This window comes from Thermoactinomyces sp. CICC 10735 (genome assembly GCF_016055175.1).
Lineage (GTDB): Bacteria > Bacillota > Bacilli > Thermoactinomycetales > Thermoactinomycetaceae > Thermoactinomyces > Thermoactinomyces vulgaris.
In genome coordinates, this window is record NZ_JAECVT010000001.1 from 235,275 (window position 1) to 259,174 (window position 23,900).

A 23,900-nucleotide genomic window follows, 5' to 3' on the forward strand; every position below is an offset into this window, starting at 1 on the left:
ACCAAACTTAAATGTATAATTAGTTAATGAAATCATGGAGTTTTTCGTGATTGGATCACAGGGGGGAGTCATGCGTGATAGATAACAGCAAATGTGAGTGCGGACACAATAACCCTGTTGGCACCATATTGTGTGAGTACTGCGGAAAACCGCTGGACAAGACCATCAAAGAAAAGGAAAATATTGCTGAGGAGATGCGCTATGAAGGAAAAGCAAGACGTTCCCAAATGGCACAACCCTCCCCGTTTGACCGGGTCTGGCAGTTCTTCTCCTCAGTGAAAGTTGCCATTATTTTGATTGTCGTTACTTTGATCGCCGCCGGAATCGGCACCATTTTTCCTCAAGAAATATATGTCCCCTCTTCCGATCCAAAGAGTTACTATGAGGAGCACTATGGAATCTGGGGAAAACTTTATTATGCACTTGGTTTTTCGGATATGTACAACTCCTGGTGGTTTTTTCTGCTTTTGTCAATGATCGGGGTTTCGCTTGTTGTCTGCAGTTTGGACCGGGTTGTTCCTCTGTATAAAGCGCTTAAAAACCAAACCGTGACCAAAAGCCCGGAATTTATCCGCCGGCAACGGATTTCGCATGTGGAGCATGTGACCGACGAATACCCGGAGCAAAAGATTGATGAGATCGCGCAAGCATTGAGCAAGAAACGTTATCACATACGGCGCGAAAACGGGGCGCTTCTTGCAGAAAAAGGACGGATCAGCAGATGGGGTCCTTACATCAATCATATCGGGTTGATTATTTTTTTATTCGGGGTTTTGCTGCGGTATGTGCCCGGATGGTATCTGAATGAAACGTTGTGGGTCCGGGAAGGGGAAACCAAAAAAGTTCCGGAGACACCGTATTATGTGAAAAATGAGCGCTTCACCATGGAGTTTTATGATCAACAAAGCAAGGATGAAGGACCGGTTGTCAAGAAATACCAAACCAATGCCGTGTTGTATGAAAAGGACAAGCAGACGGGGCAGTTAAAGCCGGTCAAAAAGCATGCGATCATTGTGAATGAACCGCTGAAATACAAAGGCTTGTTGTTATATCAATCCAGCTTTGAGACCGGATTGCTCCAAAAAATTTCTTTTAAAGTCACGGAGAAAAATACGAAAAAAGAGTTGGGAACCTTTACCGTTGATTTGAATAACCTCCGGAAGGACCAGGTTTATCCGGTCGGAAATTTGGAAGTCCGGGCACTGGAATATTATCCGGACTTTGCCATGGAAAACAATCGACCGGTGACCAAATCGCAGGAACCGAACCGCCCGGCTTTTGTCTTTGAAGTCCGGGAAAAAGGAGCGAAAACGGGAGAGAAATCCTGGGTCATCTCCGGTCAGGACTTGGGCGATTTGTTGAAAGACAATCACTATAACATTGATCTGGCCAATATCCACACGGTGAATTCCTCCGGGCTCATGGTACGCGTCGATAAAAGTTTGCCGGTGATTTTTTTGGGAGGATTCATTTGCATGATCGGGCTGGTGATGGGATTTTACTGGCACCATCGCCGGGTCTGGGTCCGTGTGACCGACGGTTCCTTATACGTTGGCGGGCACACCAACAAAAACTGGTACAGTTTTTACCGCGAACTGTCTGCGCTGGATGTATTGAAAGATTATGACTTGAAGCCGGCGAAAAAATAGGGGGAAAAGACGATGGAACAATTGATGGAGAATCTCCTTTTTGGAACATTCTTTTTATATTTGATTTCTTCTGTCGCGTTTGTGATGGGAATCTCCAAAGACAAAAATGAAAAAAGTGAACAAAGAAAAAGACGCTGGGGAAATATTGCCGTCGGAATTGCGATCGTGGGAGCCGTTTTTCAAACTTTGTTCATTATCACAAGAATGATGATCGGTGGCCACTTCCCGACAAGCAACATGTTTGAATTTACGGCTTTTCTATGTTATGCCATTGTCATTGCGTTTGTAATTGTTTACTTTATTTATAAAAATATTGTTTTAGGGGCTTTTGTCATGCCTCTGGCTGTGGTTTTGCTGGCTTATGCTTCTGTTTTCCCGCGGGATGTCCAGCCGCTGATCCCGGCCTTGCAAAGCTACTGGTTGCCGATTCACGTGTCGACGGCGGCGCTGGGGCAAGGGGCCTTTGGGATTGGTTTTATTGCCGGATTAATTTATCTGGTTAAAAACGTCGGGAATCAGAAAGCAGGGAAAAATGCTTTTTGGCTGGAAACCACCCTGTTGATTGTTTTGATGTTTCTTGGATTTAGTATTGTTCAATTTGCATTTGGCCTCGTTGATTATGAAGCGAAATTTTCGCATACTGTTGATGGGGAGGCAAATGTTCAAGAGTACTCTCTTCCTCCCATCGTGAGTCCGACTGACAGCCAAATCATTCAAATGGATTCCTTCCCGGGCCTGAATGAACCGCTGTTTGAAAGTCCCGGCTGGATGAAGGGAGAAAAAGCGGCAAGCAAATTGAATTCCGTCATTTGGTCTGTGATTACCGGACTGATTTTATACGGGCTTTTGCGGTTGATCTTGAGAAAGCCGCTTCGAACAGCGCTTCATCCGCTGGTGAAAGACTTGGACAGCGAATTGGTTGATGAAATTTCTTACCGCGCGATTGCAATCGGTTTCCCGATTTTTACATTGGGCGCGCTGATTTTTGCAATGATTTGGGCTCATCAAGCGTGGGGCCGTTTCTGGGGATGGGACCCGAAAGAAGTGTGGGCGCTCATTACCTGGCTCTTTTACAGCGCTTATCTGCATTTGCGGCTGTCCCGCGGTTGGCACGGGTTGAAGTCGGCATGGCTGGCGGTTGGCGGTTTTGTGATTATCATGATTAATTTGATCGCAGTTAATCTAGTGATCACCGGTTTGCATTCATATGCGTAAATCAAAGCAGCAGGGGTGAAGTAACTTGGACAAACAGTATCAGATTCTGGTGGTGGATGATGAAGACCGCATTCGTCGGTTGCTTCGCATGTATCTGGAAAGAGAAGGCTATTTAATCGAAGAAGCGGAAGATGGCGAAAAAGCTTTGCAAATGGCGCTGGATAAAAACTATGACCTGATTTTGCTGGATTTGATGTTACCGGGGATGGACGGATTGGATGTTTGTGCGAAATTGCGAAAGAAAAAAGCAACGCCCGTGATTATGCTGACGGCCCGGGGAGAAGAAGCCAACCGTGTGGAAGGGTTTGAATCCGGAACCGATGATTACGTGGTCAAGCCGTTCAGCCCCCGGGAATTGGTACACCGGGTGAAAGCGGTGTTGCGCCGGGCCTCGGCGACTGCCTTCTTGACCACCAATATTGAAACGCATAATGTGATTGTGTTTCCTGAACTGACAATTGATCATGATGCCCATGAAGTCAAAGCGGGCGGCAAAAAGATCCAATTGACACCGAAAGAATATGAGCTGCTTTATTATTTGGCCAAATCTCCCGATAAGGTTTTTACCCGGGAACAGTTGTTGAGGGATGTATGGCATTATGAATTTTTTGGGGATTTGCGCACGGTTGACACACACGTAAAACGATTGCGTGAAAAACTGAACCGCGCTTCCACCAAAGCGGCGAAGATGATCACCACGGTGTGGGGAGTCGGTTACAAACTAGAGGTGCCGAAAGAGTGATTTGGAGAAGTGTAGTCGGCAAGCTGTGGATCACCATCATCATTCTTGTTTCCTTGGTGTTGGTGCTGTTAAATCTCTTTTTGAATGAACAAGTGGAGAAAACTTATGTTCGTGACCAGAAGAAAAGTTTGGAGCAACTTGCTGGAGAGATTCAGAAAAAGTTTAATCAACCCGGATATGATCATATCCAGTATCTGAATAATGTCCTGCAAGTCTCTGAACTTTTCCATACATATATCGTCACGTTGGATGCCAGCGGATCGGTGAGCAACTACGGGGTTTCTCCCCATGTGCCGAACGTTCCCTGGCAGGAAGTTTTATCGCAAGATGATTTAAACCGGGTGTTAAAAGGCGAAACGCTTTTTATTCAGGGAAAAGTCCGGGTAAAGTCCGATCCGGGAAATTTTCCGTTCTTTAAAAATGACGTCTTGCTTGTTGCCGTTCCGCATATTGTCAACGACAAAACGGTGGGTGCGATCGTGCTTTATCAAACCCAGGAACAGTTGAGCGAGACGGACATCAAACGGTGGATTTTTTACTCTTCGCTGATCGGCATTGTGTTGACGACCATTTTTGCCTTTTTCTTGTCAACCCGGATTTCCCTTCCGTTGGTGCAGATGAAAAAAGCGGTGGAAAAAATGGCGCGCGGAGAGTTTTCCACCCGGGTTCCGGTCCGCTATCATGAACGGGACGAAATTGCCGAGTTGTCGATGACGTTTAACCGGATGGCCTCCCAACTGGAAGACTCGATTCATCAGCTGTCACAAGAAAAAGAACAATTGGCAAGCATTTTAAAAAGTATGTCGGATGGCGTTTTGACCATCAGTAAATATGGAAAAATCATTTTGACCAACCCCATTGCCGACCGTTTTCTCGCGCAGTGGAAAGATGACACACCCAAAGATGCTTTGCCCAAGCCGTTGCAAGATCTTTTCAGACAAGTGACCGACGACCATAAAGAATATACCGGGGATATCACCGCCCGGGGACGGACATGGGTGGTGGTCATGTCCCCGCTTTACACCGATACCGGGGACCAGGTGCGCGGGGTGGTGGCAGTGTTGAGGGATGTCACGGAAGAGAGAAGATTGGACAAACTCAGAAAAGATTTTGTTGCCAATGTTTCTCATGAGCTGAGAACCCCGTTGCAAATGTTGCAAGGTTACAGTGAAGCTTTGATGGATGACATTGCCGACACACCGGAAGAGCGCCGGGAATTGGCGAAAGTGATCAATGAAGAGTCTCAACGGATGAGCCGTCTGGTCCGTGAATTGCTCGACCTTGCCCGTATTGAATCCGGGCATATTCAAATCGCTCCCACGGAAGTTCCTCTGGATGAGTTTATCCAGCGCGTGATCCGCAAATTCCAGGGAATGGCGAAGGAGAGCAATGTTCAGTTGGCTGCCGTTTTCAAAGAAGAATCGCAACCGGTTGTCTATTGGGATGAAGATAAAATTGAGCAGGTTTTGACCAATCTGATCGACAATGCGATCCGCCATACTCCGAGTGGAGGAAACGTCTATGTACACGTCGGTGTCGAAGACGGAAAAGTGAACATCGATGTGGAAGATACCGGTTCGGGAATTCCGGAAGAAGATTTGCCCTTTGTGTTTGAGCGCTTCTACAAAGCGGACAAAGCCCGGACCCGGGGCCAATCCGGAGGAACCGGAATCGGTTTGTCGATTGTCAAACACCTGGTGGATGCGCATGGAGGCAATGTTTCTGTCAAAAGCGAGACCGGAAAGGGAACGGTGTTTATGATTGAATTGCCGCTTCGGATCGAAGAGAATAATGAATTTTTTATAGGCTGAAGAAAAAGCACGGATCTTAAGGATCCGTGCTTTTTTTATGGGAAGGAAGTTACTTTTGGAACGCTTTGGGAACCAAGGGGCGCATCAAAATCTGATTGTAAATCACCCCTTTGGGTGCTGAAACAATGGTCCATACCGCTTCGGCCACTTGTTCCGCTTCCATGGCGTATTCTTTGTAGTTGTTAAAGTTGGTTTTGATCGACCCCGGGCAAAGAGCCGATACTTTGACTTGATGAGGTTTTAATTCGAGCGTCAGTGCATCGGTCAATGCCATCAATCCGAATTTGGATGCGCAATATCCGGCTCCGGAAGCAAATGCCTCGGTTCCGGCGATGCTGGAAATATTGACAATGTGCCCTTCGGTCTTTTTCAAATGGGGAATGGCATATTTACAATGAAGAAAAGCGCCCTTCAAATTGACATTCATCATTTCGTCCCATTCTTCTTCACTTAATTCTTCCACGGGCGAAAAATATCCGAGACCGGCGTTGTTGATCAGGATATCCAGCCGGCCGTACTTTTCGATAGTATCATCCATGACTTTTTTGACTTGGCGGGAATCTGTGACATCGCAAGCGACGGGATCGATGGTGCCTTGGAACTCCCCGGCCAATTCATTCAGTTTTTCGGTGCTGCGGGCCGTGGCAATAACTTTGATGTTTTCTTTGGCCAGGCGTCGGGCGATGGCAGCGCCCAATCCTTTGCTTGCACCTGTCACAATGGCGATTTTTTGCTCCGCTTCCATACCGTTTTCCTCCAATCCTGACACATTGATTCTGAATCTCTATTATAAATCAATTTCATGCAAAGATTGAATGTTATCGATTTGCAGAATCAAATCAATCAGGTTTTTGGTCAGCGGTTTGTCAATTCGAAGAATCATGATGGCTTGGCCGCCGATTCCCAGCCGCCCCACTTGCATGGTTGCAATGTTGACATCTTCGCTTCCAAGCAACGTTCCAACCCGTCCGATGACCCCGGGCAAATCCTGGTGCTGAATAAACAGGAGATGCCCTTTGGGGGTGACATCCACCGGATAATCGTCCACCTTGGTAATGCGGGGCCCAAAGCCGTTTAACAGGGTTCCCGCCACACTGCGGATTTCTTTGGAGGTATGCACTTCAACCCGGATATATTGCGTGAAACCATGGCTTGCCATCGTTTTTTGTTCCACGATTTGAACGCCGCGTTTTTTTGCGAGATGGGGGGCATTGACATCATTTACATTGGATAAGTAATGGGAAAGCACTCCTTTTAATACCGTGCGGGTCACTGGGGAAACATCCAGTTCAGCCACTTCCCCCCCATAGGTGATGGTGATTTGCGACAGGGCGCCGTTGCTGATCTGGGAGACGAATTTTCCCAGCTTTTCGGCCAATTCTTGATACGGAAGCAGTTTTTGTCTCAGTTCGGCGGGGACGGATGGCAGGTTGACGGCGTTTTTAAAGGGTTCCCCACGCAGGATGTGAAGCACTTCTTCCGCAACGTCCAGTGCCACATTTTCTTGGGCTTCGACGGTGGAGGCTCCCAGATGCGGAGTCGCGATCACCTGAGGCAGGGAAAGAAGCGGATGATCCTCGGGCGGTTCCGACTCAAACACATCCAGTGCGGCTCCGGCCACTTTTCCGTCCAAAATGGCCTGGTACAGGGCTTCCTCATCGATGATCCCGCCCCGGGCACAGTTTAAGATCCGGACACCATCTTTCATTTTGGAAAACATGTCATGATTGATCAAGTGTTTGGTTTCTTTGGTCAACGGCGTGTGTACCGTGATGAAATCGCCTTTTTCGATCGCTTCTTCCAACCTGGCTTTGGTGACGCCCAATTTTTCAGCCCGGTCTTTGGACAGGTAAGGATCGTATGCGATCACGTTCATCCGGAATGCTTTGGCGCGTTTGGCAAGTTCCGATCCGATCCGTCCGAGTCCGATGATGCTGAGGGTTTTTCCGTTCAATTCCGTTCCCACATACTTTTTGCGCAACCATTTGCCTTGCAGCAGGGAATGGTACGCTTGCGGAATATTGCGGGCCAATGACAACAACATGGCAAACGTATGTTCAGCGGTGGATATCGTATTGCCATCCGGAGCGTTGACCACTATGATTCCTTTTTGTGTGGCGGCATGGACATCGATGTTGTCCACACCGACCCCGGCACGTGCGATCACTTTCAAACGCCGGGCTTTATCGATGACTTCGGCGGTTACTTTGGTTTGGCTGCGAACCAAAAGGGCATCGGCATCTTCGATGGCTGTAAGCAGTTCTTCTCGAGATAATTTTGATTTTTGGATTACTTGAATATCCGGGGATTGTTGTAATTTTTCAATCCCTTGGTCGCTGATCGGATCGGTGATCAATACTTTAAACATTCATCATCACCTCTTGTGCTGCTTTGGTGGCCATTCCCGGTTCAACGGGTTGTCCCATTTGCGAAAGAGTGACTTCAACGGCAGCAAGAACCGTCAGGATATCCCACTCGTCACAGTAACCCATGTGCCCGATTCGGAAGATTTTCCCCTTCAGGTGTTGTTGTCCGCCGGCAACATAAAAACCGTGGCTTTGCAATTTTTTTCGGAACGCTTCCACATCCCACTTCTCTTGCGACGCATCGATGGAGGTGACAGTCGGGGAAGCGTGGCGATCATCGGCCATCAAGGTTAGGCCGGAAGCCCGGATGCCGGCGCGGGTAATGTTTTTGAGACGTTCATGCCGGGAGCATACATTTTCAAATCCTTCTTCTTCCAAAAGGGACAAAGACTCTTTCAAACCGTATAATAGGGAGACGGCTGCGGTGAAAGGAGTGGTGTCCTCCTGTTCCAGTTTCCGGCGATACGCTTCCAGATCCAAGTAAAAACGGGGTTGCCGGTTGCCGGCAATCACTTGCCATGCGCGCTCGCTCACGGCAAGAAAAGCAAGCCCCGGAGGCAGCATCAGTGCTTTTTGGGAACCGGTCACCATGATGTCGACTCCCCAATCATCCATTTGGCAGGGAACCGCCCCGACACAGCTGACGCCGTCAACGATCACCAAGGCATCGGAATGTTGCCGGACGGTTCGGGCCAGTTCCGGAACGGGATTTAAAACGCCGGTGGATGTTTCGCAATAAGTCAGAAAGACGCTTTTGGCGCCGGGATGTTTCTTTAAGAAGTCAGCCAGTTGCTCCGGTTCGCATGCTTTTCCCCAGGGAATATCCAAGCGATGCAAATCGATCTCGTATTTTTCGACGATTTTGGCAAAGCGGTCGCCGAATGCACCGGTGACCACGACAATGGCTTCATCCCCGGGGGATAAGGTGTTGACGACAGCCGCTTCCAAAGCCGAAGTTCCGCTGCCTGCCACAATGAGTGGTTGCTGTCCGGTCCCGAAGATGGGTTTCAGCCGCTCGGAACATTCATGAATCAATTGGGAAGCCAGGCGGCTCCGGTGCCCGATCACCGGCTGTGTCATGGCGCGCTGGACTTGAGGCGGAACGGGTGTCGGACCGGGAATGCGAAGATGATATTTGTCTTTCAATGGCATGAAGATCTCCTCCTATCCAAGGTGAAAGTCAATAAAAAAAACCTTACATCCCCACACCTGTGGCAACAGGTGAGGGACGTAAGGTCCGTGGTGCCACCCTCGTTCGCAATTGGTTCGCACCAATTGCCTCATCAAGTCCGAAAAGGACTCATGATGTAACGGATCATCCGGATCTGCCTACTCATTCTTTCAGCAGACCGCTCAGGAGTGCTCCACATCGGGCAAACTGCCGATTCGCAGCAAACATCGGCTCTCTGAGAGTTTGCCGGCTGATGCTTGGCTCCTTCATCGCTTTAATCATCTGAATTTTGATAAATAATGTAACATGGCGGGGAAGTACTGTCAACCCGTAAAGAAGAAAAATGTTGAGGCATAGAAAAAAAGGTTTGTGTTAACATTGAATTATTCAGTTGTGTCGATGGCGATCCGGAGGAAAGGAGGAGAAGCGGTGGGGATCAGCGGAACGAAATACATTTTGTCCGGATTGAATGACAAACAACAAGAGGCCGTAACGGTACCCTGCCAGCCGACCGTGGTGTTTGCCGGGCCGGGGAGCGGAAAAACGACGGTGCTGACAAGAAGAATCTTATATTTGATGGAACAGGGAACACCGCCCGGACAGATCATGGTGGTGACGTTCACCCGGGCAGCGGCACGAGAGATGAAAAGCCGTTTACAGGAAGTGAATCCCGTGGAAACGGACAAACTGTGGATCGGAACGTTTCATTCTTTGTTTCTTTTGATGTTAAAGGATAGCGGCATGAGAATTCCTCCCTTGTTGAAAGACGGCAGGCAAAAAGAAGCCATCCGCAACATCTTGTCCCAACTGAACCAGCCCACCGATGATGACACGATCGGCACTTATCTTCAGCAAATCGGATTATGTAAAGCGCATGCCATTCTTCCGGCCAGAATGAAAGTCCAAAAGCAAAAAAACATCTTGTTTCGGGAAATTTATTCTTTATACGAAGCATGGAAACGGGAGCAGGATTATTGGGATTATGATGATATTTTGCTGGCGATGTACCATCAGGTGAAAAAACCGGAGTTTCTTGCGCGGTGGCAAGAACGGTTGATACATATATTGGTGGATGAGTTTCAGGATATCAACCGGATTCAATACGATATTCTGGTCCGGTTGGCTTCCAGGCACCGCCTGTTGTATGCCGTCGGGGACGATGATCAATCCATTTATGGATTCCGGGGAAGCGATCCGGAAATCATGCTGCAATTAAAAAAAGATTTTCCCGATTTGAAGCGATTGATCTTGACCACCAACTACCGGTCCGCCGATCCGATCATTCAAGCCAGTGAACGTTTGATCCAAAAAAACCGCTTCAGACAGGCCAAAGTCCGGCATGGACTGGGGAAGGACGGAGCGGACGTGGAATGGATGGAGCCGGAAGACGAGAATGAAGAAGCTGAACGGATTCTTTTCCGGATCCAGGACGGCACCGACACGGCGGTATTGTTTCGAACCGCCACTCAGGCACGCGCTTTGGTCGATGCGTTGGTACGAAAGGGCATCTCTTTTTATATGTCAGGGGAATTTTCTTTTTACCGCCGGTGGCAGATCCAAGATCTGTTTTCTTATTTTCGTCTTGTCAATGATCCGGATGATCTGGATGCCTTGATCCGCATCATCAACAAACCCAAACGTTACTTGTTTCAAGAAGAATGGATCGATGCATGCTGGTTCCTGTCCAAAAAAAGCGGGCGGTCGCTGGTGGATACATTACCGGCGTTGCCGGGACTGGAACCGTATCAGGTCCGCCATTTGGACAAGCTGGGAAAAGATCTGCGCGAAATTCAGGCATGCTCACCGGTTGAAGCGATCCGGCATTTGCGGTTTCAAACGGGATATGACCGGTATTTGGAAGCATTTGCGAAGGAAACGGGGGCGGATCTCGAGCAGTTGATCGAACCGTTGGATGAACTGATGGTCGCCGCGGAAAGTTTTTCTGATCTCACGGAGATGCTCGCGCATGCGGAAAAAGTGGAAGAAGCGTTGAAACGTAGCAATCCCGACACGGCCAAAATCAAGTTGATGACGCTTCACCGATCCAAAGGGCTGGAGTTTGACCGGGTTTTCATTATCGGTTTACAGGCGCAAACCCTTCCGCATCACCGGAGCCTTCAGGTGGCGGAGGAACGGAAAAGTGCCGCTTGGGAAGAAGAACGGCGCTTGTTGTATGTGGGAATGACCCGTGCGCGAAAAGAACTGATTTTGTCTTCGACCAAAACCAGGCAGGGGAAAAGAACCGCTCCTTCCCCGTTTTTAAAAGACATCGGAATCACCGGGGAAAACCGGAGGGCACAAGGGGGAACGGAAAAGAAGCCGGAATCCGCTTCCCCTGTAAAACTGTCCGATCTGAAAAAACAACCGCAAATGCGATTTATCCATGAAGAAATCACCATCGGCATGCAGATTCACCATACCCGGTTCGGAACCGGGGTCATTGAAGATGTTGTTCCCATTGAAGGGGTGGCTCCCGGCAGAAAAATTCTGGTGCGGTTTCAAGGCGAGCGGCAATCCTTGCACTATGAATTATCCCGGCAGTTGGGATTGATCCGGCAGGCATGAAAAAGGTCAGGGACACAGGTTCCCTGACCTTTTGTCAATTTCCAAAAAAATAGGTAATGGCAAACGCAAGACCGATGACAAGAAGGATGAAGATCCAGGAAAGCGGATGAGCCCAATTATTGGTCCAGCCGATCCCGAAGCGTTTTTCCACAAAAATTGCCGGATCGTTTTTATTAAAGTAAAACTGTCCGAGCTTCCAGTATTGGTCATCATCCCGGTTGATCATGTCCCCGTTTTTGCCGGAAACCGCTTTGACCCGGCTTCCTCCTTGTCCCGTTGTAAAGGATATGAGAAGTGCGGCGATCAAAATTCCGATGGTAATGACAAGTGAAACGGCAGTCACCGGTCCCGCGGAAACCGGGTGAATCCATGAAAAGGATGACAGAGAGAACATCGAAACCACAGCGGTTCCGGAAAGGATGGTGAAAAGGGACCATCTGCGCCGGAAAATCACATTTTGCCGGATGGATTTTCCCGGGTTTTCCGCGCTGATTTGTTGTTTGGCTTTGCCGATCATGATGTTGATCCATAAAAACAACAGGGTTAAATAGACTTGCATCACCGGTGGAAAGAGAACCGTCCGGTAAGATTTTTCCGCATAGCGGGTTACCTTTCCGTTAAAGTCATATTGCATGGGGATCTTTTCCGGGATCCGTTCATAAAAATGGATTAAAAAGATCAAAGTGGCCAGCGTCAGGGAAAAGGGAATCAAAAACCATAAATGGGAGTAAGTCAGCTTTTCTTGGCGAAAGCTGGTATCCACGACCACCATCTGTTTTTTCTCTTTTCCCCAATCGGCCTGTTGTTTCAATGCTTTCATTTTTCGGTGAAAGATTAAGTAAGCCAGAAAGTGGGCAGCCAGATAAAAAAGAAGAAGAAAAACAAACCAAAGGCCGAGCGATTCCTCGTCGTTTAATACCATGGATCCCGGAACAAACATGGCAAGGACGGCCAATCCGATACCGGCCATGATCCAGGCGTATTGCTTGCGCATCTTTTTAAGTTCCGGAAGATGATAAGCTTTTTCCGGGATGGAGACGCCAAAACTTTCTGTCCGTCTGGTCCAATAGGGAATGAAACAAAGGGAAATCAATACGGGAATCATGATGAGGCACATCAGTAACACACTTGTACTCACGGGTTGTCACCTTCCCTGTCGGTGAATTTTTGAAACAAGCGTCTGCAAAGCTGTTGAAATTCCTTTTCCCCGATTCCGCGGCACACGGATTCGGCGATCAGGGGAGAAAGGGCTTGTTCCAGTTTTGTCCGGTATGCTTCATCCGCTTCCGGAACCCCTTCCGGATGAACGACCACGCCCTTTTGTCTGTGAATCAAGATGAAGCCTTCCTGTTTTAACTGTTGGTAAGCTTTATTGACCGTGTGCAGGTTGATTCCGATGTCAGCAGCCAGGGCTCTTACCGAAGGAAGGCGGTCGCCCGGTTTTAATTCTTTTTTGGCGATCCCGGCGATGATTTGATGCTTTAACTGCAAATAAATCGGTTCATCTGATTCAAAGTCCAAAAAAATTTGCACCTTTCCACCACCTTCCGTTTATTCTATATGTTATATATATAATATAACAAACAAATTGAACGGGCAACAGGAGGCACAAAAAAAGCACCTGATCCTTTCAGGTGCTTTTTCAATAAGCGTTATTTATTTTCTTGATACCGTTTTTGACATTCTTCATAAAGTTGAGCCGCAAAGTCGGCATCTTTCCAACCTTCGATCTTGGTCTCTTTGTTTTCGAGGTCTTTGTAAACCTGGAAGAAGTGTTCGATCTCTTTCAACACATGGGGAGCCACGTCTTCCAAGGAGTTGACTTTGTCAAAACGGGGATCGTCAACCGGAACGGCCAATAATTTTTCATCCGGTCCTTTGTCATCCGACATCAGCAACACGCCAATCACCCGGCTGGAAATCACGCAACCCGGGAAGGTCGGGAACGAAGTCAGGACCAAAATATCCAACGGATCCCCGTCTTCCGCCAGGGTGTTTTCAAGATAACCGTATTCGGTCGGATAATGCATGGGAGAGTAAAGAACCCGGTCCAGTCGGAATACGCCAAGTTCTTTATCGTATTCGTATTTGTTTTGGCTTCCGGTCGGAATTTCAATGAATGCATCAACTACGAGTGGATTGGACATCTTTGTTCCTCCTTTGGTATGTATAACCTAACCATCATTGTAGACGTTTTTTTACAGATTCGCAATAAAGAAGGCACCCCGGGTATGCTACAATCATAAAAAAGGGGAGTAAATATGATAAGTGAAATTTCTGCAAAAGAGTTTGCGAAAAAGGTTCAAAGCCAAAAGCCACAGAAGGATGAAATGGTGATCATTGATGTGCGCGAACCTGAAGAATGGCATGATTATCATTTGGAAGACTCGAAGTTAATGCCGTTGGGGACATTGCATCAGCAAATTCATGCACTGAATAAGCAGCAAAAAATTTATGTGATATGCGCCCATGGCGTCCGCAGCTTCTATGCCGCGCAATATTTGCTCCAACAAGGGTTTTCCGATGTGGTGAATGTTGAAGGGGGAATTCAACGCGTCCGGTTGTATTTGGAGGAATTTGAAAAATGAAAAAGCTACCCGGAAAAAAACCGGGTAGCTTGTGGGCATTATTCCTCGACTTTGATGGAGTCCGTGGGGCAGCCTTCTTGAGCGTCGCGGACATCTTCCCAAAGTTCTTCAGGAACATCAGCGGTTCCGGTGTTGTCATCAAGAATCACATAAGCAATGCCGTCTTCGTCATAGTCATACACGTCGGGAGCCGTTGCTCCGCAAGCACCACAAGCAATACAAGTATCTTTATCTACCCAAGTGCGCATAAGTACAAATCTCCTCCCGTGAATAAATACCAATGAGCTAAGTCCACTACCAACCCTCATTTTAGAACGAATTGGTTGGAATTGCAAGAAGCGGATTGAGAGGGATGACCATGAGGGAACACGCTTCCAAGGATTCATCACCTGCGGCGAAGCAAGTGCTGTTCGCCTTTTATATTACCCAGTTACTGTTATTTGCAATCAGTGCCGTCGCTTTATGGTGGCAAGAGAAATCACTGGAGCATTTATTCTCCTTTCATGATATACATATGTGGTTGTGGGGAATCGGTGCAGGAGGATTGATTCTGTCCATCGACGCCGTGCTCATGGCCTGCGTCCCCAAAAGCTGGCTGGACGACGGGGGCTTGAATCAACTGCTGTTTGAAAATCGCTCCGTGGTGCATGTTCTTGTGATTGCGGTGGTCGCGGCGGTCTCGGAAGAGATGTTTTTCCGGGGAGTTCTCCAGGAATGGCTGGGGATCTGGATGACCAGTGTTGTGTTTGTGCTCTTGCATACGCGGTATTTGAAAAAATGGTTGCTGGTGGCCGCTGTTTTTGCAATCAGTGCGGGGCTCGGTTGGTTAACGGAATGTTTCGGCAACATCACTCCCGCCGTGATTGCGCACGGGCTGATCGACTTTGTTTCGGGATTGTTCATCCGTTACAGGGCAAAAGGAGGAAGGAAGCTCAAAACTTGACAGCCACTTCAAGATGTTTTAATTATTTTATATGCTGATCTAGGCAAGAGAGTTGTTGATTGTGTATGATGAATATAGAAAAAGGAGACTTTGCCCCGTCACATGATCTTTTTTTTCACATAAGGTATAGGGGAAGGTCTCCAGCGAGGGAGGGTAGGCCATGCGTGTCGAACGGCTTGGGGGAGATAAAATCCGCTTTTTCCTCACTTTGGATGATTTGGCTGATCGCGGGATCGAAAAAGAGGATATTTGGCGGGATATCCCCAAAGTACACGAGTTATTTAATGACATGATGGAACATGCCTATCAGGAGTTAGGATTTGAAGTGACCGGACCCGTGGCTGTGGAAGTGTTTGCATTGCCTGCACAGGGGATGGTGGTTGTCGTCACCCGTGGTCAGGCTCCGGGCGATATGGCGGAGGAAATCAGCCAAGATCCGGAAATCTATGAACTGGAAGTGACGATGGAGGAAACAAAGGACCTGGTTTTCTGTTTCCATGACTTTGAAAATTTGGTGCAGGCCGCCCATCGCGTGAAACATCTTACCCAAGGAGGACAGGTTTACGCTTTTCAAAATCGTTACTATCTCCTTTTCGGGCAAGAGATGCAATCGGATGATTTGGGAACCTTGGTGGCCATCTTGTCCGAATTCGGGGAAATGTCCACGTGTACCATTCCTTATTTGCAGGAATACGGGAAAGTGGTTTGTGAAGATCATGCGGTTCAACAAATATCCCATTATTTTGGATGACATAGATGCGCACCCGTTTTCAGGCGGGTGCGCTTTTCATGATGTTTTATCCACAACCAATTGGAAATGCTCAAATTTTCGCAGCTGGCCGGTTTTGCCTGAAAGGACCCCCGGAAAGACGCGTTCGACGGACAGATGCTGGGTTTTATGCGCGGCCAGTGCTTTGGCGATTTGTTGATGGTAAGGGCTTACATCCACTTTTTCGGTTACATGCTCGTCCGGTACAAAGGAAACGGGAGAGGAATAAAAATGGCCAATTGATTCTGGTATGACAATATAGTAAAGTTTGGTTGGGAAAGAAATATTTTGCACAGCTGTAAGTGTTGCTTTTTGGATGATTTTATGATCCGGATGTCCGGAAATTCCGGACGGTGGGAAGGTGATAATCCGATCGGGGCGAATCTCATTCATCACGGAACACAGTTCATCGACGATGGTCGAAAAAGGCTGCCCGGCCAAACGTCCGTCACCGTAATTTTTAAGGATCAACCGGTCCATTCCCAAAATGGACAGCGCATTTTTCAGTTCCTGTGTCCGGACATCCCCCAGCTCTTCCTGCGTGCACAGGGGAGGGTTGCCGGTTTTGCCGGCTTCGCCACGGGTGGCGCAAAAAAGAATCTGTTCGTATCCCAATTGATGAAAGTGACAAATGGTTCCCCCGCAACTGAAGGTTTCATCATCGGGATGGGCAAATACGTACAATATTTTTTGACACATGATGATTTTCCTTTCTTTGTTTAACGTAGTGGTGTAGGGCGCTTGTTTTTTGAGTTTAGTTCTTCTGAGGAATATTGTATACTTAGATATGTTTAAAGGGAATGAAAAGTAGTATTTTTTCTGAGGTGGTCAGGATGGCACAACAATCAGTTGCAGAAAGTCATCAAGAAGATAAAGAAAACATGGATGTTCTTGTTTCCACGCAAACCGTGATCAAAGAAGCTTTAGAAAAATTAGGTTATTCAGAAGCGGTTTATGAATTGTTGAAAGAGCCGTTAAGGGTTTTGACGGTTAGGATTCCCGTGAGGATGGACGACGGGTCCGTCAAGGTTTTCACTGCATACCGGGCACAACATAATGATTCGGTCGGACCGACCAAAGGCGGCGTCCGTTTCCATCCGAATGTCACTGAAACAGAAGTGAAAGCGTTGTCAATTTGGATGAGTTTAAAAGCAGGGATTGTCGACCTTCCTTATGGCGGCGGTAAAGGCGGCGTGGTTTGCGATCCGCGCAATATGTCATTTCGGGAATTGGAACGTTTGTCCCGCGGCTACGTGAGGGCGATCAGTCAGATTGTGGGTCCCACCAAAGACATTCCGGCTCCGGATGTTTACACCAACTCGCAAATCATGGCATGGATGATGGATGAATATAGCCGGATTCGTGAATTTGATTCTCCCGGATTTATTACCGGAAAGCCGTTGGTGCTCGGTGGTTCACGCGGACGGGAAACAGCGACGGCCAAAGGCGTGACTTTGATGATCCGCGAAGCGGCGAAAAAGCGGAACATTGATCTCAAAAATGCACGGGTTGTGATTCAGGGATTTGGAAATGCGGGCAGTTATTTGGCCAAATTCATGCATGATTCCGGTGCCACGGTGATCGGGATTTCCGATGCTTATGGAGCCCTTTATGATCCGGACGGATTGGATATTGAATATCTCCTGGATCGCCGCGATTCATTTGGCACCGTGACCAATCTGTTCAAAGACACGATAACCAACCAGGAATTGCTGGAGCTGGATTGTGACATCCTGGTGCCTGCCGCGGTCGGAAATCAAATCACCGCCAAAAATGCACAACGGATCAAGGCGGATATCGTGGTGGAAGCCGCCAACGGTCCGACGACCTTGGAAGCGACCAAAATCCTGAATGATCGCGGAGTTTTGTTGGTGCCGGATGTGCTTGCCAGTGCCGGCGGTGTGACGGTTTCTTATTTTGAATGGGTGCAAAACAACCAGGGCTATTATTGGACGGAAGAAGAAGTCGAGGAAAAATTGGAAAAAATCATGGTGAAAGCGTTTGAGAATGTATATCGCACGGCTCAAACACGAAATGTGGATATGCGTTTGGCCGCTTATATGGTCGGCGTGAGAAATATGGCGGAAGCATCGCGTTTTCGTGGCTGGGTATAGTATAATAAAAGACTTGGAGAACACCCTTTGCGGGGTGTTCTTCTTTTGCATGTATTTTGGAGGTGGTTCACTTGGCAGATGTTATTATTGTCGGAGCCGGACCCTGCGGAATTTCTGCCGGCATTGAACTGAAGAAGGAAGGATTTGATCCGCTTATCATCGAAAAGGGGTGTCTGGTGAATTCCATTTATCATTATCCGTTATCCATGACTTTTTTCAGTTCCGCTGACAATCTGGAAATCGGGGGAATTCCTTTTACCACTATAAATGAAAAACCGACCCGCGCCGAGGCGTTGGCTTATTACCGGACCGTGGCCAGATATTTTCAGTTAAATATCCGTACTTATGAAGAAGTTTTGGACATTGAAAAGAACGGGGATGCATTTGTGGTCCGAACCCGAAAAAGAGAGGAACAACATCGTTACGAGGCGAAAGCGGTGGTGCTGGCAACAGGCTATTATGATAATCCCCAGCGGATGGGAATACCGGGTGAAGAGTTGCCGCATGTCCATCATTATTTTCATGATGCCCATCCCTATGCCGACCAAAAAGCGGTTGTCATCGGAGGCCGCAATTCAGCCATTGATGTGGCCTTGGAGCTTTACTATACCGGAGCCAAGGTGACCATGGTTTACCGCAAAAGAGCTTTTCACGGCAGTGTGAAAGCCTGGGTGCGCCCGGTGATTGAAACTGCGATTGAAAAGAAACGCATAGAGATGTTTTGGGAATCGGAAGTGGAAGAAATTTTGCCAAATTCCGTGGTGATTCGAAAAAACGGGGAGAAAATGGCCATTCCGGCTGATGTGGTGTTTGCGATGACCGGATACCGGCCCGATCTCACATTTTTGAAAAGATTGGGAGGGGAAGTGAATCCGAAAACCGGTGTTCCCGTTTTATCCGAAGCGATGGAATCAACGGTGCCCGGATTTTATCTGGCCGGGGTGGTCACAACCGGTCATGATTCCACCAAAATCTTTATTGAAAACGGAAGACACCACGGACGGTTTATTGCCGAGGATTTGAAGAAGAAATTCAAAGCGTAATGAAGGCATGTGTGGTGGTTTCAGGAGGGAGGCCCCTCCGCTTTCCTTTTGAAACCACGATGTGGCCTTTTTTACATTTGAAAGTAAGGCTCCAGTTCTTTGAGATCGGTTGTTTGTTGAAGGGCCAGCATCAGTTTGATCCGTGCTTTGGGCCCGTTGATCCCGTTGCAGAACAAAAGCCCCATCTCTTTTAATTGTTTTCCGCCCCCTTCGTATTCATAAGTGTCGAGCACCACTCCGTTAAAGCACCGGGAAACCAGCACGACCGGCATGTTGCGGGAAAGTGCTTTTCGGATTCCGGGTAACATCATGGGAGGAAGGTTGCCTTGTCCCAATGCTTCGATGACCAGCCCGTCCATTTCCTGGTGAATCGACCACTCGATCAAGGAGCTGTCCATTCCGGAGACCGCCTTGATGAGAGCGACTTGATGCGCCGGGGGTTTTAACGGCAGTTGTTTTTCACTGATCGCTTGCCGTTGGAACAAAATTTCTTTTTTTGTGATCATGCCAAGAGGGCCCAATCCCGGGGATTGAAAAGTTGCAACATTGCTTGTGTGCGTTTTGGTCACCGTTTTGGGGGAATGAATTTCATCATTAAACACCACAAGGGTTCCCATGCCTTTGGCTGTTTCGTCAGAGGCGACGCGAACGGCGTTGACCAAATTGTACGGGCCGTCGGCACCCAGTTCGTTTTGGCTTCGCATGGCACCCGTGATGACAACCGGCTTATCTTGGGGAAGGACCAAACTCAAGAAGTATGCGGTTTCTTCCAGGGTATCCGTTCCGTGGGTGATGACGACCCCCGCCACGTTATTTTGATCCAGGAAGTGTTTGGCCCGCCCGGCGATTTGAGCCATGATGGCCGGCGTGATATGGGGGCTGGGCAGGTTCAGGAAATGGTCCATTTCCACTTTTGCATATTTGTTCAATAACGGCAGTGTGTCCTGTAATGCTGTCGGATCTTCCGGTTTGACGCCTTCGGTCTCATCGGATTGAGACATGGCGATGGTTCCTCCGGTTGTGATCACAACCACTTTTTGATCCAAGCGGTTCACATCCTTTCCATCCGTCCGTGTTTGCGGCTTACACCAAATCTATCGTATGGAATCCAGTATTCCCTGTCAATAATAGGATTATCAAGTGGTTTGGATGGTGAAAGAATGAAGGAAAACGAAAGATACATGGTCAGAATCCAATGCAATCAATGTGGCGAACGGTTTATTTTAAAAGGCAGGATGAAAAAGGGGCAAGTGCAGACAGGCTTTAAGAAATGCTTGTGCGATAATGATTCGGATTTTGAAATTGATTATACCTCATTGGATGACAAATAAAGAACCGGTTGAAAAAAGAGAGCTCGAATGGCTCTCTTTTCTTATTGCATAAATCACCGGCTGGCCGTTCAAACTACTGGAAGAAATGAAAAACGGAGGAAGAAACGGTGAAAAGGTTTGTGTCGATCAGCGTTTGGTTTTGTCTGATCCTGATGATGGTTTGTACGGTTTCTGCAGACCGGGGACAGGTTCATGCGGCAAATGCCGGAAAATCGAGTGGAGGATTCAGTGAAAATGAAATCCGGCTGTTGAGCCAGGCGGTTTACGGTGAAGCGCGTGGCGAGCCCTATATTGGACAGGTCGCCATCGCCGCGGTTATTTTAAACCGCTTGGAAAGTGAAAGTTTTCCCGATACCGTCTCCGGGATCATTTTTCAACCGGGGGCTTTTACCGCCGTGGCGGATGGACAGATTTGGATGGAACCGGATGAAACAGCCCGCAAAGCGGTGATGGATGCCATAAACGGATGGGATCCGGCGGAAGGGGCGGTTTATTATTTCAATCCGGAAACAGCCACCTCCAAATGGATCTGGTCCCGTCCGCAAAAAAAGAAAATCGGAAAACATATTTTCTGTGATTAAAGGGGATGTGATCTCATGTACAAAAGAGTGGCGGCCATTTTGTTTCCGATTACCTTGGTGGCCCTGGTGGGGACAGCAGCCTGGGGATACCAGGAATATCAAGACAAAAATGCCGTTTTGATTAAAGCGGAAAACTCCTATCAACGGGCTTTCCATGATTTGAACGAGAATTTGGACCGTCTGCACGGGGAATTGGGAAAGTCGCTGGCAATGAAATCCCCCAAGCAGTTGGCAACCTCAATGACCAATGTGTGGAGACTGGCCTATGCGGCACAAAACGATATCGGACAATTGCCGCTCACGTTGGTTCCTTTTGACCAGGCTGAAAAATATTTGGCAAAAGTAGGGCGTTTTGCCTACCAAGTCGGAATTCGCGATTTTAACAAGGAGCCTTTGAGTGAAAAAGAATGGAACACACTGCAAGAACTTTATAATCAATCCAAAAATATCACCCATGAGTTGCAAAATGTGCAACATAAGGTATTGGACAACAACTTGCGCTGGATGGATGTCGAACTGGCGATCGCCACTGAAGACAAGAAAATGGACAGCACCATTATTGACGGCTTTAAGTTGGTGAATCAGAAAGTGAAAGAGTTCCCGGAAGTGGATTGGGGACCCGCTGTGAATAATATGGAAGTACGGGAAAGAGAGCGTGCCAATCAAATTTCCGGCAAGAAGATCACACCGCAAGAAGCAAGGGAAATTGTCGCAAAAGCCTTTGGCAAAAAAACAACCAAAGGCATGGAAGTGGCGAAAAACAAAAACGGAGATTTTGAGACATACAGTGTCCGTTACAAGGGAGCCGGTAACACCGATGTTTACACGGAAATGACCACCAAAGGAGGCCATCTGGTATGGATGGTGTTTGACCGGCCGGTGAAAAAGAAACAAATTTCTTCTGAGCAAGCGCTGAGAAAAGCGGAACAGTTTTTGGAACGGATCGGTTATCCGGACATGGAACCGGTTGCCTACGATGAAACGGCCAACATTTTGTCATATACGTTTGTCCGCCGGCTGAACGGAGTGATGATTTATCCGCAAACCCTCGCCGTCAAAGTGGCGTTGGATAACGGGGAAATCATGGGGCTGCAGGCTGATGAATATGTGTTTAATCAATTCAAAGTGGTCGATACCAAACCGGAATTGACGGTGGAAGAGGCCAGGAAAAAACTGAGTCCGTATTTGAAAGTGCAGAAGAACGGGCTTGCGGTGATTTATAACCAAAACGGGCAGCCGGTATTGTGCCATGAGTTTTTGGGTACCATCAAAGACAATCAGTATCGCGTCTTCTTAAATGCCAAAACCGGCGAGGAAGAGTACGTGGAGCGGATTGAAAAAGCAGACGCCGATCAGATTTAATTTTTTGTTTAAACTTTTAAATGGGCCGATATAATAAGATCGGCTCATTTAATTGTTTTCATTGCAACTATGACTAAATTATGTTATTCTTTTAACAGGTTTCCTTTATCGTGATGCGCGATGTCATTCGCTCGAATTTCATGTTTTTACTTAAAAAGGAAATACATAGTTGATATGATCAGGTAGCAGTTGCGTTTTAGTTTGTCGAGAGGAATTTACTTGAATCGAATAAAGTATTTCCAATCGAGCAGGCTACGCCTGCTCTTATCATTTTCATCCCGACTTTCAGGGAGGATTAACAGAATCAATGAGTAGGATTTCAGTGGCAATTGACGGTCCGGCAGGTGCCGGAAAAAGCACAGTGGCGCGCCAAGTGGCAAAGCGCCTTGGAATAACTTATGTGGATACAGGAGCCATGTATCGGGCAATTGCATGGAAAGCGCTTCAGAACCAGATTGATCCGGAAGATGAGGAAGCGATGACTCAGCTTGCGGAATCGGTTCAAATCGATCTGCATCCGGATGGAATCTGTGTCGACGGACAGCCCTTAAAAGATGAACTTCGCACTTCCGAAGTGTCGCAACTTGCGTCAAACATTGCAAAAATGCCCGGGGTTCGCCGCATCCTGGTAAACATCCAACAACGGATCGCCGAAGGCCGGAGTGTTGTGATGGACGGACGGGATATCGGATCGCATGTGTTGCCGCATGCCGATGTAAAAGTGTTTTTGACGGCGTCCATTGAAGAAAGGGCCATGCGTCGATACCGGGAGATGAAAGCAAAAGGGATCGAAGTGGATTTCGAACAAATGAAAGCGGAACTGGCGAAACGCGATGAAAACGACCGCATGAGGGAAATCGCCCCGTTAAAAAAGGCAGAGGATGCGGTGTTGGTGGATACGACGGATTGCCCGGTTTCGGAAGTTGTCGAAAAGATCCTTCAACTTTGTCGTAACAAATTAAACGATGAGGAGTAAGATATGTTATACCGTGTTTCACGTGCCATTGTTCGATTTTTGATGGCTTTGCTCTATCCCTTCAAGTCTGAGGGGGAAGGGCATATTCCCAAAGAGGGTCCTGTGGTCTTATGTTCCAATCATATCAGTAATTTGGATCCGCCTTTAGTGGGGATCACCACGACGCGTCAGGTTTATTTTATGGCCAAGGAGGAGTTGTTTCGCATTCCGGTTCTGAGTGGTTTGATCCACCGTTTCGGGGCTTTTCCCGTCAAGCGCGGAGCCGGGGATTTGAAATCGTTGAAAACAGCCATTCAACTCCTTAAAGACGGAAAAGTCGTGGGGATTTTTCCGGAGGGGACCCGCTCCAAATCAGGGGAGCTGTTGGATTTTCATGTGGGTGCCGCATTGGTTGCCCTGAAGGGGAAAGCACCTATTGTGCCGGTCAACATCACCGGACCTTACCGGTTGTTTCGTCCGGTCAAGATCACCTATGGTCCCCCCATTGACATCACGCCGTATTTACAGGAAAAAGCAAACATGAAAACGGCGAAACAATTGACGGAACGGGTGATGGAAGAAATCCGTTCGATGCAAAATGAAAACAGGGAATGAAGATCATCGAAAAGGTGAGGAAACTCAGAGGCTCACCTTTTCAAATCTGATCTTTCTTTTATAAAAAATAGTTTTGATTG

General features: G+C 47.8%; 22 protein-coding genes, 1 pseudogene and 1 other annotated feature. Of the genes and pseudogenes, 14 read left to right on the forward strand and 9 right to left on the reverse strand.

From position 1 onward, the window contains the following. Window positions 1-74: 74 nt before the first annotated feature. From I8U23_RS01195 to I8U23_RS01210, 4 genes are read left to right on the forward strand one after another with little or no spacing between them, the layout of a single operon-like run. A complete protein-coding gene (locus I8U23_RS01195; RefSeq protein WP_231564643.1) occupies window positions 75-1,649 on the forward strand; it encodes a cytochrome c biogenesis protein ResB in 1,575 nt (524 codons plus the stop codon). 12 nt (window positions 1,650-1,661) lie between these two features. Continuing rightward, a complete protein-coding gene (gene ccsB / locus I8U23_RS01200) occupies window positions 1,662-2,864 on the forward strand; it encodes a c-type cytochrome biogenesis protein CcsB (protein WP_037997546.1) in 1,203 nt (400 codons plus the stop codon). A 25-nt stretch (window positions 2,865-2,889) separates the two neighbouring features. Further along, window positions 2,890-3,606 (forward strand): response regulator transcription factor, encoded by a 717-nt coding sequence (locus I8U23_RS01205; RefSeq protein WP_198050621.1) that lies wholly within the window; start codon window positions 2,890-2,892, stop codon window positions 3,604-3,606. Beyond that, window positions 3,603-5,417 carry an ATP-binding protein gene (locus tag I8U23_RS01210; RefSeq protein WP_049719978.1) on the forward strand — a complete coding sequence of 605 codons (1,815 nt, stop codon included), beginning with the start codon at window positions 3,603-3,605 and terminating at the stop codon, window positions 5,415-5,417. Before I8U23_RS01205 ends, I8U23_RS01210 begins: the two co-directional genes overlap by 4 nt. Window positions 5,418-5,466: 49 nt before the next feature. Here I8U23_RS01210 and I8U23_RS01215 read toward each other — a convergent pair whose 3' ends face one another. Genes I8U23_RS01215 through I8U23_RS01225 form a run of 3 tightly spaced genes read right to left on the reverse strand, consistent with a single transcriptional unit; the run spans window position 5,467 to window position 8,935 of the window. After that, entirely contained in the window at window positions 5,467-6,162 is a 696-nt protein-coding gene (locus tag I8U23_RS01215) for an SDR family oxidoreductase (RefSeq protein ID WP_037997551.1), read from the reverse strand. A 42-nt stretch (window positions 6,163-6,204) separates the two neighbouring features. Then, a complete protein-coding gene (gene serA, locus I8U23_RS01220) occupies window positions 6,205-7,785 on the reverse strand; it encodes a phosphoglycerate dehydrogenase (protein WP_198050622.1) in 1,581 nt (526 codons plus the stop codon). Further along, complete coding sequence (locus I8U23_RS01225; protein WP_037997655.1) at window positions 7,778-8,935, reverse strand: pyridoxal-phosphate-dependent aminotransferase family protein; 1,158 nt, start codon at window positions 8,933-8,935, stop codon at window positions 7,778-7,780. The genes serA and I8U23_RS01225 overlap by 8 nt, the downstream gene beginning before the upstream one ends. 69 nt (window positions 8,936-9,004) lie before the next feature. Beyond that, window positions 9,005-9,233, reverse strand: a binding site (T-box leader). Window positions 9,234-9,383: 150 nt separating this feature from the next. On the opposite strand from I8U23_RS01225, the gene I8U23_RS01230 reads away from it, so the two are divergent. After that, window positions 9,384-11,519 carry an ATP-dependent helicase gene (locus tag I8U23_RS01230; RefSeq protein ID WP_049719980.1) on the forward strand — a complete coding sequence of 712 codons (2,136 nt, stop codon included), beginning with the start codon at window positions 9,384-9,386 and terminating at the stop codon, window positions 11,517-11,519. Between the two features lie 34 nt (window positions 11,520-11,553). On the opposite strand, the gene I8U23_RS01235 is transcribed toward I8U23_RS01230, so the two are convergent. The 3 genes from I8U23_RS01235 to I8U23_RS01245 all read right to left on the reverse strand — a co-directional run bounded on the left by I8U23_RS01235 (window position 11,554) and on the right by I8U23_RS01245 (window position 13,666). Further along, complete coding sequence (locus I8U23_RS01235) at window positions 11,554-12,657, reverse strand: DUF1648 domain-containing protein (RefSeq protein ID WP_037997661.1); 1,104 nt, start codon at window positions 12,655-12,657, stop codon at window positions 11,554-11,556. After that, the gene (locus tag I8U23_RS01240) at window positions 12,654-13,052 is read right to left on the reverse strand and encodes a GntR family transcriptional regulator (RefSeq protein ID WP_037997663.1); all 399 of its coding nucleotides are present in this window, start codon (window positions 13,050-13,052) and stop codon (window positions 12,654-12,656) included. Before I8U23_RS01240 ends, I8U23_RS01235 begins: the two co-directional genes overlap by 4 nt. A 119-nt stretch (window positions 13,053-13,171) precedes the next feature. Then, the gene (locus I8U23_RS01245; RefSeq protein ID WP_037997666.1) at window positions 13,172-13,666 is read right to left on the reverse strand and encodes an inorganic diphosphatase; all 495 of its coding nucleotides are present in this window, start codon (window positions 13,664-13,666) and stop codon (window positions 13,172-13,174) included. Between the two features lie 114 nt (window positions 13,667-13,780). Between I8U23_RS01245 and I8U23_RS01250 the strand changes: the two genes are divergently transcribed. Further along, complete coding sequence (locus I8U23_RS01250) at window positions 13,781-14,107, forward strand: rhodanese-like domain-containing protein (RefSeq protein ID WP_037997669.1); 327 nt, start codon at window positions 13,781-13,783, stop codon at window positions 14,105-14,107. Between the two features lie 38 nt (window positions 14,108-14,145). Here I8U23_RS01250 and I8U23_RS01255 read toward each other — a convergent pair whose 3' ends face one another. Further along, a complete protein-coding gene (locus tag I8U23_RS01255) occupies window positions 14,146-14,355 on the reverse strand; it encodes a ferredoxin (protein ID WP_037997672.1) in 210 nt (69 codons plus the stop codon). A 110-nt stretch (window positions 14,356-14,465) separates the two neighbouring features. Here I8U23_RS01255 and I8U23_RS01260 point away from each other — a divergent pair, with 110 nt between their 5' ends. Beyond that, a complete protein-coding gene (locus I8U23_RS01260; protein WP_049719982.1) occupies window positions 14,466-15,050 on the forward strand; it encodes a CPBP family intramembrane glutamic endopeptidase in 585 nt (194 codons plus the stop codon). Between the two features lie 160 nt (window positions 15,051-15,210). After that, on the forward strand, window positions 15,211-15,801 hold the full coding sequence (locus I8U23_RS01265) for a genetic competence negative regulator (RefSeq protein WP_037997674.1): 591 nt from the start codon (window positions 15,211-15,213) through the stop codon (window positions 15,799-15,801). 36 nt (window positions 15,802-15,837) lie between these two features. Here the strand turns inward: I8U23_RS01265 and I8U23_RS01270 are convergent, their stop codons facing one another. After that, window positions 15,838-16,518 carry a PIG-L deacetylase family protein gene (locus I8U23_RS01270; protein WP_049719983.1) on the reverse strand — a complete coding sequence of 227 codons (681 nt, stop codon included), beginning with the start codon at window positions 16,516-16,518 and terminating at the stop codon, window positions 15,838-15,840. Window positions 16,519-16,652: 134 nt separating this feature from the next. Here I8U23_RS01270 and I8U23_RS01275 point away from each other — a divergent pair, with 134 nt between their 5' ends. After that, window positions 16,653-17,933: a Glu/Leu/Phe/Val family dehydrogenase gene (locus I8U23_RS01275; RefSeq protein ID WP_198050623.1), complete on the forward strand. Its 1,281-nt coding sequence runs from the start codon at window positions 16,653-16,655 to the stop codon at window positions 17,931-17,933. A 71-nt stretch (window positions 17,934-18,004) separates the two neighbouring features. After that, on the forward strand, window positions 18,005-18,976 hold the full coding sequence (locus I8U23_RS01280) for a YpdA family putative bacillithiol disulfide reductase (protein WP_049719985.1): 972 nt from the start codon (window positions 18,005-18,007) through the stop codon (window positions 18,974-18,976). A gap of 71 nt (window positions 18,977-19,047) precedes the next feature. Here I8U23_RS01280 and I8U23_RS01285 read toward each other — a convergent pair whose 3' ends face one another. Beyond that, the gene (locus I8U23_RS01285) at window positions 19,048-20,022 is read right to left on the reverse strand and encodes an asparaginase (RefSeq protein ID WP_049719986.1); all 975 of its coding nucleotides are present in this window, start codon (window positions 20,020-20,022) and stop codon (window positions 19,048-19,050) included. Between the two features lie 503 nt (window positions 20,023-20,525). Here I8U23_RS01285 and I8U23_RS01290 point away from each other — a divergent pair. The 4 genes and pseudogenes from I8U23_RS01290 to I8U23_RS01305 all read left to right on the forward strand — a co-directional run. Continuing rightward, window positions 20,526-20,888: pseudogene (locus I8U23_RS01290) on the forward strand (cell wall hydrolase); the annotation flags it as partial. 15 nt (window positions 20,889-20,903) lie between these two features. Further along, entirely contained in the window at window positions 20,904-22,250 is a 1,347-nt protein-coding gene (gene ypeB, locus I8U23_RS01295) for a germination protein YpeB (protein WP_049719987.1), read from the forward strand. Between the two features lie 307 nt (window positions 22,251-22,557). Then, window positions 22,558-23,226 (forward strand): (d)CMP kinase, encoded by a 669-nt coding sequence (cmk, locus tag I8U23_RS01300; protein WP_049719988.1) that lies wholly within the window; start codon window positions 22,558-22,560, stop codon window positions 23,224-23,226. A 3-nt stretch (window positions 23,227-23,229) separates the two neighbouring features. Next, window positions 23,230-23,820 carry a lysophospholipid acyltransferase family protein gene (locus I8U23_RS01305; RefSeq protein WP_037995299.1) on the forward strand — a complete coding sequence of 197 codons (591 nt, stop codon included), beginning with the start codon at window positions 23,230-23,232 and terminating at the stop codon, window positions 23,818-23,820. Window positions 23,821-23,900: the final 80 nt, after the last annotated feature.